Here is an 11,898-nt window from a genome sequence, read left to right as displayed (position 1 = left end):
AACCAGGTGTTTCGGCGGACAGTCCTTCCGCATGCTCAGAAGCGCTCCATCGCGCTCTTCACCTTCTGCAGAAACCGTGTCCGCGTTTCCTCGGTACAATTATTCATGTCGTAATGGGCAAGAAAGGTGACCGGCCGCAGCGGGTTGATCTGCGCTCGCAGCACGCGCTTGACGATCTTCCTCGGCGGGTTGCCAGCCACGAAGGCGCGGAACGGCGTCGCGCCATAAGTCAGCACGGCGGCAAGCTTCCTGATATGGCGCAGCCGCGATTCCACCTTGCCGTCGACCAGTTCAAAGGAGACACCGGGAAGCCAGACGCGATCGAAATATCCCTTCAATATCGCCGGGAAGCCGAAATTCCAGACCGGCGTGACCAGCACCAGCCCTTCGGCCCGCTTCAGCCGCTCGACATAGGATTTCACCAGCTCGGTATTGGAGGGATAGTCGTGATAGCTGAGCCGGTCATGCCGGGAAAGAACGGGATCGAAATTCTCGGCATAGAGATCGCATCCGTCCACGTCATGGCCGGCTTTGCGCAGGCTTTCCAGCGTCTGCTTGTAGAGCGCCTTGCCGTAGCTTTCCTCCACCGGATGCGAATGCAGCACGAGAACCCTCATGAGGCCTCCATGAGGCCCGCAAGGCCGGGGAAGAGATAGTTCTTGCCGGCATTGAAATCGAAGTCCGGGTTCTCCCAGGCGATCATCTTGCCGGGGTTCAGAAGCCCCTTCGGATCGGTTTCCTGCTTGAAGGCAAGCTGCACCTTGTCGGTGCGCTTCATGCCGCCTTCCTCGAGCGTGTAGCGGTGCGGGTTGAAGATCGGGCAGCCGTGATCCTGATGGATCCGGATGATCTCTTCGAGGCGCTCTTCGGTGGTGTAGCGCACCAGCGGCAGGCCGGAGCACTGGATCTGCCCGTCGAATTTGATGAACTCTAGATGCCCCGGAACTTCGTCGCCGAAGATTTCCACCATCTTGGCGACCTTGGTCACGTGATCCGGCCCCGGATACTGGACCTGCAGATAGGTGAAGCCCGGATCGACCTTCAGCGCCCGCAGCGTCGTGTGGTTCCAGGCAAGTTCATAGGCATGCGGGATGCCCTTCATGCTCTCGACCTTGTCTGAGCGGAAGATCACTTCGCCCTTATGGGCCGAGGTGAAGGCCAGGAAAGCGTCCATCGCATGCGGCGCGATCATCAGCACCACCACCGACTGCCCCTTGCGGATGTAGGGCTTGTGGCGGGTGAAATAGTCGTGCGGGATCGGAGCGGCGATCGGCGCGATTTCCTTGACGAGAATGCCGTTGCATTTGGCGAGCGCATCGGAGAAGCGCACGGCAGCCATGAAGTCGTCATAGCCGACGAGAACGTCCACCCAATCATAGGCAGGCGCCAGCGGCATTTCGATCTCGGTGATGACGCCGTTGGTGCCGTAAGCGTGACTGACCTTCTGCAGGTCCCAGCCGGTGAGATCGAGCACGCGCGGCTCAGTCTCCATGGTGACGACGCGCAGGCGCAGAATATTGCCGAGATCGCGCAGGCCGCCCCAGGTGATCGAGCCGACGCCGCCGGAGCCGCCGGCAATGAAGCCGCCGACGGTCGCCATCTGCGCCGTCGAGGGGTGGAACCGCAGTTCCTGGCCGGAATGCGCCTTGGTCTGCTTGTCGAGCTGGGCAATGATGATGCCCGGCTCGCAGATCACCCGGCCGGGATGAATTTCCTTGATCTTGTCCATGGCGGCAAGGTTCAGCACGATCCCACCGGAAAGCGGCATCGCCTGGCCGTAATTGCCAGTGCCGCCGCCGCGCGGCGTGACCGGCACGCCATGCGCGAAGGCGACCTTCAGCGTCCGGATGACCTCTTCTTCGTTTTTCGGGGTAACGACGAGATCGGCCGTCACATTGTCGAGCTGCGCCTTCAGGATCGGCGAATACCAGTAGAAATCACGACTCTTCTGGCGCACCAGTGCCGGATTATCCTCGATGGCGATGCCTTCGAGTTCCTTTTTGATCGTCTGATAATCCGGCATGTCAGGCTCCAACGACGCTGTCGAGTTCACGATAGTCCGGCAGGCTGCGGTCGATCACCTTGCCGCGGCGAAGGACGACGCGGTCGGACTGCGGACGGGAAAGAAATTCGCTCCAGCGCCTGGCGCTGAAGAGTACGAGATCGGCCGCGGCCCCGACGGCGATACGCCCCATATCCGGCCGGCCGAGAATATCGGCGGGCGAGGTGGTGACGACGCGTGCCGCCGTATCCAGCGGATGGTCGAGGTGCAGGATACGGACCGCCTCGCGGAACACCTCCACCGGATCCAGATCGCCGTAGGCATAGAAGGGATCGCGGGTATTGTCGGAGGCGACTGCCGTCGCGACGCCGGCCGCGGCCAGTTCCTTGAACAGGGTGACGCCGCGCCAGCGTGGTGTGCGGCCGGGATAGCGGTCTTGCAGATACGTGTTGCACATCGGCAGCGAGACGATGGCGACACCGGCCTCCGCGACGAGATCGACCGTGCGTTTTGCCGTCTCCTCGTCCTGGCGGGCGAGCGAGCAGCAATGGCCTGCCGTTACCTTGCCGCCGAATCGGTTGCGCAGCACCGCTTGCGCAATCGCCTTCAGGGTTTCCGCAGCCGGATCGTCGGTCTCGTCGACATGAAGGTCGACATCGAGGCCATTCTCGGCCGCAGCGCTGAACAGCGTGTCGAGCTGGCTGTCGAGATCGCCGCTCATCCGGGTGACGCCGCCGATCAGCCCACCCTTTTCGCGGACCACAGTGACGAGATCGGCGAAATAGGCCGCGTCCGCCATGTTTTCCATCGGAAACAGCGCCACCGCCTGTAGGGCGATCCTGTCCTTCCAGACATCGCGCATTTCGGCAAAGACTTCGAATGAAATGCGGTGCTGCGGCGCAAGGGAATCGAGATGGGTTCGAATGAGGCTGGTGCCGTGTGCGTAGGCGGATCGAAGGGAAAACTCCATGCGCTTCCTGACGTCGGCAGCCGACCAGTGCGCCTCGCGGTCTGCGCGCACGGCCTCCAGTGCTCCCGGGAATGTGCCGTCCGGATTGGCGTTGCGCGGCCAGATGTGGCCCTTGTCGAGATGGGTGTGCATGTCTGCGAAGCAGGGCCAGACCATGCCCTCCTTCAGGTCGGACTTCGCCAGTTCCACGGGCGCTTCCCCGGGCGGCAGTACACCAGCAATGATGCCGTCGGCGATGACGATATCGGCTCGGACGAGCCCCTCGACAACAGGCGCCTCGTAACCGGCGACGGCGGCGGAGGGCAGGGTCGCATTGCTCAGCACGAAGCGACCGGCATTGGGCGGGGAGATGAAGGAATAGGTCATCAGTTTTCCCGTTTCAGGCTGCTTTCGTGCCAGCGGTGCAGGGCAAGCCACGAAATGAACGAGGTGACGGCGAAAATCGCCACGCCAAGCAGCGAGAGCATCAGCAGCGCCGCGAAGAGCCGTGGAATGTTGAGCCGGTACTGCGCTTCGAGCAGCCGGAAGGCGAGTCCTGAGCCTGCCCCCGCCGAACCTGCGGCAAATTCCGCGACGACGGCGGCAATCAGCGCAAGGCCGCCGCCTATCCTGAGGCCGGTCATGAAATAGGGCTGGGCGGCCGGCAGCTTGAGAAAGAGCAGCGTCTGCCAGCGCGAGGCGCCGTAGAGCTCGAAGAGGTTGATGAGATTGTGATCGACGCTTTTAAGCCCCTGAACCATATTCGAAAGGATCGGGAAAAAGGCGACGAGGAAGGCGCAGATCAGAAGCGCCACCTGCGTTGACGGCGTATAGATCAGGATCAGCGGCGAAATCGCCACGATCGGCGTGACCTGAAGTACGACGGCGAGCGGATAGAAAGCGAGTTCGATCCAGCGCGACTGCACGAGGAAGACTGCGAAGCCGACGCCGCCGACGAGCGCCAGCATCAGCGACATCAGCGTGATTTTGGTGGTGACCCACAGGGCAGGGGCAAGCGTGCCCCAATCCGTGATGAAAGCGTTGGCGACCGCCGCCGGACCCGGCAGAATATAGGGCGGCACGCCGGACAGTCGGACATAGGCATACCAGATCAGGATCAGCGCCGCGATGACCAGCAGCGGGATCATTATGCGCAGCGCCAGATCGCGGCCTCGGGCGCTTGCAGTGGTTTTGACAAGCAGCGGCGCCGCGGCCGTTTCATCACTCATCGATGGTCCTCCACCGCGTTGATCGCCCCGATCAGCGAATGCGACACCGTCTCGCAAGCTCTGCGGTATTCTTCCGAGGTGCGGTAATGGGCATCGCGTTCAAGGCTGGTCGTGAGCGGTAGGTCGGCATGAACGCGCCCAGGCCTTGCCTTCATCACGACGATGCGGTTCGAGAGATAGGCGGATTCGAAGACCGAATGAGTGACGAAGATGACTGTGATGCCGGTCATCTTCCAGAGCCGGAGCACGTCGTCGTTCAGCTTCTGGCGGGTGATCTCGTCGAGAGCCGCAAAGGGCTCGTCCATCAGCAGCAGCTTCGGCTTGGTCACCAGCGCCCGGGCGATCGAAACGCGCATCTTCATGCCGCCTGATAGTTCGCGCGGATAGGCCTTGGCGAAATCCTGCAGGCCGACGGTTGTCAGCACGTCCAAGATCTGGTCGTGCGCCGCCATCTTCGAAATATGCCTCAGCTTCAGCGGCAGATGCACATTGTCGAACACGGTCTTCCAGGGCATCAACGTCGGCTCCTGAAAGACGAAACCGATATCCCCCTCCGGAAGGCCCTTGGAATTGATCCGAGAACTCGGCCAGTCGATCGCGCCTGACGTGACATCGCCGAGGCCGGCGATGATGCGCAGCGCCGTCGACTTGCCGCAGCCGGAAGGACCGAGCAGGCTGATGAACTCGCCGCTCTCCACTGTGAGCGACATCTTCGAAAGGGCGACGGTTCCGGTGGAGAAGGCTTTCGAGACCGATTGCATGACGACCAACGGCCGCTTGCGCATCTCTTTCGGGGATAGGGCCTGAGCTTCTGCTGGGGGCATTGGCTGTCTCGTTCATCAGGGAATGGAATCCGCCGTATGCGGCGGATCGCCGACGGAATCTTCGGCTTACTTCTTCATCGCCATTCCCGTGCCCTTGCAGACGAATTTCGTCGTGAAGGCCTTGGTGTAATCCGTCTCCGCCTTGAACACCTTGATCGCTACCATTTCGTCGAAGAAGCCCTTGTAATGCGCCTCGGTCAGGCAGCCGATGCCCTTGTCGAGGCTGTCGCCGGACTCGATGATGCCGTACTCCTTCATCTTGGCGATGGAATAAGCGATCTGACCATCCGTCATTTCGGGATTGTCCTTTTTGATCAGTTCGTTGGCCTTGGTGTTGTCGCCGTAGAGATAGTGGTACCAGCCTTCGATCGAGGCATCGACGAAGCGCTGGACGAGATCGGGCTTGCTGTCGATCATCGCCTGCGTGGTGGTGATCATCGTCGAGTAGGGAGAGTAGCCGTTGTCGGCGAGCAGGAAGACTTTCGGCTCGAAGCCGGCCTGCTTCCGAATCTCGTAGGGTTCCGAGGTGAGATAACCTTGCTGCGCAGAATCCTTGTCGGCAAGGAAGGGCGCCGGGCTGAAATTGTAGGGCTTGTACTGTTCGTCGCGGAAGCCTTTGAAGTTCGCCTTCATCCATTCGAAATAGGTGAGATAACCGTCCTTGCCGAGGAACAGCGTCTTCAGCTTGGCGAGATCTTCGAATTTTTCGATGCCGGCATCGGGGTGCGCGATCAGCACCTGCGGATCCTTCTGGAAGATCGCAGCGACATCGACGAGCGGAATGCCCTGCTCGACCGCCGAAATCTCGCCCTGCGGCCCGCCCATGTAGAAATCGATCTTGCCGGAGATCAGCAGCGCGCTGTTGGCGGCGTTCGGGCCGCCCTGTACGATGGTGACGTCGAGGCCGTGTTTGGCATAGGTGCCGTCGGCGACCGCCTGGTAGAAGCCGCCATGCTCGGCCTGCGCAAGCCAGTTGGTGCCATAGGTGACCTTGTCGGCCGCCTGAGCGGACGCGATGGAGGCAATCATGCCGCCAAGCCCGGCCAATGCGGAAAAGACCCTGTTCTTCTTTGTCATGGGCATGATCGACGTTCCCCTTCTGAGTTCGCAGCCGTCGCGGCGACGTCCGATTTTCTTCATAGGAGCCGTTGCTTTGCTCTTTGAAAAGCATCAAATTTCGTGCGCAATGATGCCTTTTCGGCATCTCACCAAAAGCCTGTGCCCATTTTACGCTGCGTGCCTGATATTTGTGCAACGAGGTTCTGATGCTGCATTCCAGAAAGCTTCTCTATATCAACGAGATCGCGCGTTCGGGCTCGATCCGCAAGGCGGCGGCACGGCTGAACGTGGCCTCTTCTGCGATTAACCGGCAGATCCTTGCGCTGGAGGAGGAAATGGGCGCGCCGCTCTTCGAACGCCTGCCGCGCGGATTGCGGCTCACCGCCGCCGGCGAGCTCTGTATCGAACATATTCGCGACGTGCTGAAGAATTACGAGCGGCTGGAGGGGCGTATCCGCAGCCTGAAGATGCAGCAGGCGGGCAAGGTTCGGCTGGTGACGACGGTCGGCCTTGCGGCAGGGCCGCTGCCGGAAATTATCGCCCGGTTCCAATCGGAACATCCGCGCGTCTTCATGCAATTACGCAACGACGCCGGCACGATGACGGTCAACCCGGTGCTTTCAGGTGAGGTGGATATCGGCCTCGGATTCAATATTCCGGCAACGCCCGGCATCCGCACCCTCGGCAATTTCGACATACCGATCGGCGTGGTTCTGCCGCCCGGCCATCATCTGATCGGCCCCGGCCCAATTAATCTCGCGGATATCGTCCAGGAGCGCCTGGTGCTGGCGCAGCAGGGGACCAGCCTGCGCGACGTGATCAATCTGGCCCTGGCGCGCCTCGACGTCCATGTCGAACCGGTGCTCGAAACCAATGCCTCGGAGATGCTGAAGAAGCTGGTCAAATCGGGGGCGGGGCTGACGATCCTGAACCCGCTCGATGTCATCACCGAATGCAGGCAGGGCGAACTGGTTTTCCGCCCGATCGCGGAGCCGCATGCGCGCCATCAGCCGATGAAGCTTTTTGCCCGCGCCCGCGCGCCGCTTGATTCCGCCACCAGCCTGTTCGTCGAGTACCTCCTGGCTGAACTGGCCGGCCTGGTGCAGGAGCTGCAGGCGAAGGGCCACATTGCGGCCTATGCTTCCGCCGCGATGTGAGCCACCGCCTTACTTCGAGTAGAGATTGGAAAGCGGGTAGCGCTTCAGGTCATAGAGCAGCTCTATGAAGCCCCTGACCTGATGGCGGCAGATTGCTTCGCCCTTTTCGGCTGTCCCGAGTGAGGCGTTGCCGACGACGCCGTGGGGATTGAGGTCGTGGGCGATCCAGGCGAGCGAATGCGGCGGCAGCGGCTGAATGTATTTCGATTGCCCGCGCATCCATTCCGCCTTCGAGGCGAAATTCTGCGCCTTCTCCATCCGCACCAGATCAGGTCGGAAATACAGCATCAGCGACGTTTCCACCTCGCCGCCATGGATGCCGTATTTCAGCTCATTATCGCCGATCATGCCCTCGGGATGGCCGAAGCGGCTCCATTGGGTGGAGACGACGGCCATCGCATAGCGCACGCGCAGCTCGCGAGCCACGATGCTCATGATATCGACATTGCCGCCATGCGAATTGACGATCACCATCTTGCGGATGCCGGCTTCGGCAACCTTTCCGCCGATTGCGGTCCAGACTGGAATGAGCAGTTCGGCGCCGAGCGACAAGGTTCCCGGGCCGTAAACGTGTTCATTGGCCTTGCCGATTTCTTGCGTCGGCAGCACCAGACAATTGAGATCGACCGGTTTCTGCTTGCGTAATTCGGCGAGCATGCCGTTGGCGATAGCGACGTCGGTAGCAACGGGTAGATGCGGCCCGTGCTGCTCGGTCGAGGCGATCGGCAGGACAGCGATCGTGGTGTCGGGAGACAGTCCGGCGAAGTCGTCGCTGACCAATTCGTTCCAGTAAAATGGCACCGTCATACCGTTCGCCTCCCATTGCCGTTCGAGACAGTGAGTAGGGAATAACGCTACCTGCGAAAAGCATCAATTTGCGCCCGCACCGATGCCTTTTTGCGGATGATGGAACAACGGCGCCGTCGAGGGCGCCTCTTGGCCGCAATGTTTCCGCGAATGTCTCGCCGAAACCATTGCGCTAGCGCGTCTGCAATGGTTTTCTGGCGCTTCTTCTATGACAACGCTCTCCGGTGATTCCCAATGTTCGATATTCTGTGGCGCGGCCAGGCGATCGGCGCCGGCGCAACCATCCTCATGGACCTCTGGGCAATTGTGCTCACGAAGGTCTTCGGCCAGACGCCGCCGAACTGGGCGCCGGTCGGCCGCTGGTTCTGGTATCTCGGCCGCGGCAAGGTCTTTCACGAGAACATCGCCGATGCCGAGCCGTATGCAAATGAACTCGCTCTCGGCTGGATCAGCCATTACGTTGTCGGCATTCTCTATGGTTTGATCTTCGTGTTCATCATGGGGTCGGCCTGGTTGGCAGCCCCGACATTTCTTCCCGCCTGGATTTTCGGCATCGTCACCGTCGGGGCAGGGTGGTTCCTGCTGCAGCCGGGCCTCGGCCTCGGCTGGGCTGCTTCGAAACATCCGAAGCCGAACAAAGTCCGGTGTTTCAATCTGCTAGCGCATACGGTGTTTGCATTAGGACTTTATGGTACGGCGTTGATTTTGCGGTGAGATTGACGCTTGCCCCTTGCCCTAACCCTCTCCCCGTTTTGACGGGAAGAAGAAGGTGGCGGCAGCCGGATGAGGGGCAAGCCGAACCCGTGAACCGAAAATCGCTAAGCTACCGCGCCGCCCAATTGGCGCCGCGGCGGAAGATGGTCTTCATTTCCGGCACGTCGAATTCCTTGGCCTGGTGCCCGAGTGAGGAATAGAAGACGCGGCCCTTGCCGTATTTGCGCTTCCAGACGACGGGCATGACGACGCCGTCGATCCAGTAAGCGTGTTCGCCGGTGAACCTGGTCGTCGCCAGCACCTCGTTCGAGGGATCGACATGCATGTAATATTGCTCCGACGTATAGGGGAAGTCGGCAATCCCCTCCATCAGCGGATCGTCGGGCCGGGTGATGTTGACGGTATAGTCGATGATGTTGCCGGGATGGGCGACCCACTGGCCGCCGATGATGAACTGGTAGTCGACGGAGTCGCGGAAGGCGTCGCCCGCGCCGCCGTGATAACCGGCGATGCCGACGCCGCTTTCGATCGCGGCGGCGAGGTTCTTGACCTCCTCCTTTTCGATCTTCGACATCGTCATGATCGGCACGACGAGGCTGAGATCGTGGACCGAAGGGTCGGCAAGCGCCTCGGTCCCGTGTTCGAGATAGACCTTGAAACCGTCTTCCTCGAGCATGGTCTTGATGATTTCGGCGCATTCCTGCGGCTCGTGCCCGCTCCAGCCACCCCAGACGATCAGTGCTTCACGCATTCTCTTTCCTCCTGAAATTATTTTGCCAGCCGTCCGTCGACGATGGAATCGGACAGGGGGGCAGGGCGCTCCACCGCCGTGGTAATCGTCACCCTCCGGCCGGTCTCGGACGCTGTATGGAAGGCTTCCATGACTTCGAGCACATGCAGTGCCAGATCACCATTGGCACGGTGCGGCCGGTTCGAGCGGATCGCATGCGCCAAATCGGCGACGCCGAGCGAGCGGAAATTGCCCTCGGCATAGGGGGCGGTGACCGGCTGGTCCTCGAAGGCGCCGCCCTTCTTCAGATATTCGACAGGGCCCGCAAACTTATTGGGGTCGGGGACGATAAGCGTGCCCTCGGTTCCGTAGACTTCGAGCGGCACATGCTTGTGGCCGGCGACGTCGAAGCTCATGGCGATCTGCACGACCGCGCCGTTGGCAAAAGCCATCATGCCGGCGACATGGGTCGGCACATGCACGGGAATGCGCTCGCCATTGCGCGGCTCGCTGGTGATGAGCCGTTCGGCCCGCGGCGTCGTCGCAAAGCCGGCGACCTGGGAAACCGGCCCGAGCAGATTGACGAGATCGGTGATGTAATAGGGGCCCATATCGAGCATCGGCCCGCCGCCGACTTCGTAATAGAAGGCCGGATTCGGATGCCAGCGCTCATGGCCCGGGCACATGAAGGTGGCCGAGCCGCCGACCGGCTGGCCGATGACGCCTTGGTCGATCAGGGCGCGGGCCGTCTGGTGGCCTCCGCCGAGGAAGGTGTCGGGCGCCGCGCCGATGCGCAGATTTCGCCCGCGCGCCGCCTCGGCCAGTTTTTTCCCTTCCGCGAAATTAATCCCGAGCGGTTTTTCGGAGTACGTGTGTTTGCCCGCATCGAGCGCCTGGAGCGCGACGGCGACATGGGCTTTCGGGATCGTCAGATTGACGATGATTTCGATCTTGGGATCGGCGAAGAGCTCTTCGACTGATTTGACGGGAACGTTGAATTCGCGCGCCTTGGCCTCTGCGAGCTCCCGGTTGAGATCAGCGACGCCGCGGATATCGAGGATGGGAAAGGAGGCCATCGCTGTAAGATAGGCGCCCGAAATATTGCCGCATCCAATGATGCCGATACCGACTTTGTCCATGAATTCCTCCATTTGATCTTGCTTGTCTCGGCCGTCAAAGGGCCGGCCCGGTCGTGCTCCAGGGCGATTCGTAGAGCTCGTAGAGCGCTACTGCGGCAGCGCCCTGAGCCCAGAAATCATCGCTCGAATCATCGAAGACGAGTTCGCTTACCCCCTTCAGCGACGGCGGAATGGCGAGCGCATAGGCGTCGCGCAGGCTGTTCAAGAAGGGTTCGCCGAGCGCCAGGCTCGAGCCGACGAGGATGACGCGCGGCGGCGCAAACAGCGTAACGATGTTGGCGATGGTCAATCCGACAGCTTCGCCGGCGCGGATGGCAGAGGCGATCAGCCGGTCGTCGTCGGCCTTGATCAGCGCCTGGGCGTGGGTCATGCCGCGCCCGAGGCGGATGGCTTCGGCAAAACGGCCGTCGGTCTGATGTTCACCGAGGATGGCGCTTTCGCCGGCCTGGCTGAAGAGCCGCACCACGCCGTTCGGTCCCATGCCGAGCACAAGGTCGCCAAGATTGTGGCTGAGGCCGCCGGCGCCGCGAAACAGGCGGTTACCGTGCAAGACGCCGAGACCGAGCGTCTGTTCTAGCGAAATCAGCACCATGTCCTCGAGATCGCGGGCTTTCCCGAACCAGTGATGGCCGAGCGTGATGGCGTGGGCGTCGCTTTCGACGATGGTCGGCGTCGATAGCCGCGTCGACATCTCGGCGGCGAAATCGACATTGGTGTCGCGAAAGATCGGGCTGCTTCTGATGTAGCCGGTGCGGTGCTCGATAACGCCCGGAAAGCCGAGGCAGATGCTGTCGACATCTTCGAGCGACAGGCCGGCATCGACGACGCAACGCCGGACGCCGTCCTCGACGAGATCGGCGATGACGCCGATCGGCTGCCGGTCGATGCGGATCGGCAAAGCCAGCTTCGACAGCACGTCGCCGCGAAAATTGGTGACGACGAAGACCATGCGGCTGGCGGCGATCTTGCCGCCGACGACGCGGGCGGCATCGGGATTGAGCTCCAGCGCCACGCGCGGTCTGCCACGCACCGCCTCGTTGCGGATATCGCCTTCATGCCGCGGCAGGATCAGCCCATCATCGAGCAGCGAGGCGGTGATGGCCGAGACGGTTGTCGTCGACAGCTCCGTCCGCTCGCTGATTTCGATGCGCGAGATCGGACCATGGCGCCTGATGGTGTCGAGCACGTTCAAGCGATTGATCGCGCGCATCAATTCTGGATCTGCAGTCTTCATGAAAACGTGCCGGCAGTCGTTTGGTTGGGCGGAAGCCAATATTTATAACGGGTT

General features: G+C 61.4%; 12 protein-coding genes. 2 read left to right on the top strand and 10 right to left on the bottom strand.

Features of this window, described 5'->3' with window-relative positions:
* Positions 1-35: 35 nt before the first annotated feature.
* From J7U39_RS08990 to J7U39_RS08965, 6 genes are all read right to left on the bottom strand, one after another.
* Positions 36-617, bottom strand: coding sequence for an NAD(P)H-dependent oxidoreductase (locus J7U39_RS08990; protein ID WP_210631430.1), 582 nt, complete (start codon positions 615-617; stop codon positions 36-38).
* Entirely contained in the window at positions 614-2,023 is a 1,410-nt protein-coding gene (locus tag J7U39_RS08985; RefSeq protein WP_210631429.1) for an FAD-binding oxidoreductase, read from the bottom strand. Before J7U39_RS08985 ends, J7U39_RS08990 begins: the two co-directional genes overlap by 4 nt.
* Before the next feature lies 1 nt (position 2,024).
* Positions 2,025-3,338 (bottom strand): cytosine deaminase, encoded by a 1,314-nt coding sequence (locus tag J7U39_RS08980; RefSeq protein WP_210631428.1) that lies wholly within the window; start codon positions 3,336-3,338, stop codon positions 2,025-2,027.
* Positions 3,338-4,180: an ABC transporter permease gene (locus J7U39_RS08975; protein WP_210631427.1), complete on the bottom strand. Its 843-nt coding sequence runs from the start codon at positions 4,178-4,180 to the stop codon at positions 3,338-3,340. Before J7U39_RS08975 ends, J7U39_RS08980 begins: the two co-directional genes overlap by 1 nt.
* A complete protein-coding gene (locus J7U39_RS08970) occupies positions 4,177-5,004 on the bottom strand; it encodes an ABC transporter ATP-binding protein (protein ID WP_210631426.1) in 828 nt (275 codons plus the stop codon). The genes J7U39_RS08975 and J7U39_RS08970 overlap by 4 nt, the downstream gene beginning before the upstream one ends.
* Before the next feature lie 66 nt (positions 5,005-5,070).
* Positions 5,071-6,087, bottom strand: coding sequence for an ABC transporter substrate-binding protein (locus tag J7U39_RS08965; RefSeq protein WP_210631425.1), 1,017 nt, complete (start codon positions 6,085-6,087; stop codon positions 5,071-5,073).
* A gap of 182 nt (positions 6,088-6,269) precedes the next feature.
* Between J7U39_RS08965 and J7U39_RS08960 the strand changes: the two genes are divergently transcribed.
* On the top strand, positions 6,270-7,220 hold the full coding sequence (locus tag J7U39_RS08960) for a LysR family transcriptional regulator (protein WP_210631424.1): 951 nt from the start codon (positions 6,270-6,272) through the stop codon (positions 7,218-7,220).
* A gap of 9 nt (positions 7,221-7,229) precedes the next feature.
* Here the strand turns inward: J7U39_RS08960 and J7U39_RS08955 are convergent, their stop codons facing one another.
* Complete coding sequence (locus J7U39_RS08955; RefSeq protein WP_210631423.1) at positions 7,230-8,027, bottom strand: creatininase family protein; 798 nt, start codon at positions 8,025-8,027, stop codon at positions 7,230-7,232.
* Between the two features lie 234 nt (positions 8,028-8,261).
* Here J7U39_RS08955 and J7U39_RS08950 point away from each other — a divergent pair, with 234 nt between their 5' ends.
* The gene (locus tag J7U39_RS08950) at positions 8,262-8,741 is read left to right on the top strand and encodes a DUF2938 domain-containing protein (RefSeq protein ID WP_210631422.1); all 480 of its coding nucleotides are present in this window, start codon (positions 8,262-8,264) and stop codon (positions 8,739-8,741) included.
* A 109-nt stretch (positions 8,742-8,850) separates the two neighbouring features.
* Here the strand turns inward: J7U39_RS08950 and J7U39_RS08945 are convergent, their stop codons facing one another.
* Genes J7U39_RS08945 through J7U39_RS08935 form a run of 3 tightly spaced genes read right to left on the bottom strand, consistent with a single transcriptional unit; the run spans position 8,851 to position 11,844 of the window.
* Positions 8,851-9,492, bottom strand: a complete 642-nt coding sequence (locus J7U39_RS08945) for a ThuA domain-containing protein (protein ID WP_011425318.1) — start codon at positions 9,490-9,492, stop codon at positions 8,851-8,853.
* 17 nt (positions 9,493-9,509) lie between these two features.
* Positions 9,510-10,610 (bottom strand): Gfo/Idh/MocA family oxidoreductase, encoded by a 1,101-nt coding sequence (locus J7U39_RS08940; RefSeq protein ID WP_210631421.1) that lies wholly within the window; start codon positions 10,608-10,610, stop codon positions 9,510-9,512.
* A gap of 34 nt (positions 10,611-10,644) precedes the next feature.
* On the bottom strand, positions 10,645-11,844 hold the full coding sequence (locus J7U39_RS08935) for an ROK family transcriptional regulator (protein ID WP_210631420.1): 1,200 nt from the start codon (positions 11,842-11,844) through the stop codon (positions 10,645-10,647).
* Positions 11,845-11,898: the final 54 nt, after the last annotated feature.

This window comes from Rhizobium sp. NLR16a (assembly GCF_017948245.1).
In the GTDB taxonomy this organism is placed as follows: Bacteria; Pseudomonadota; Alphaproteobacteria; order Rhizobiales; family Rhizobiaceae; genus Rhizobium.
This window is presented reverse-complemented; position numbering and strand designations above follow the sequence as displayed.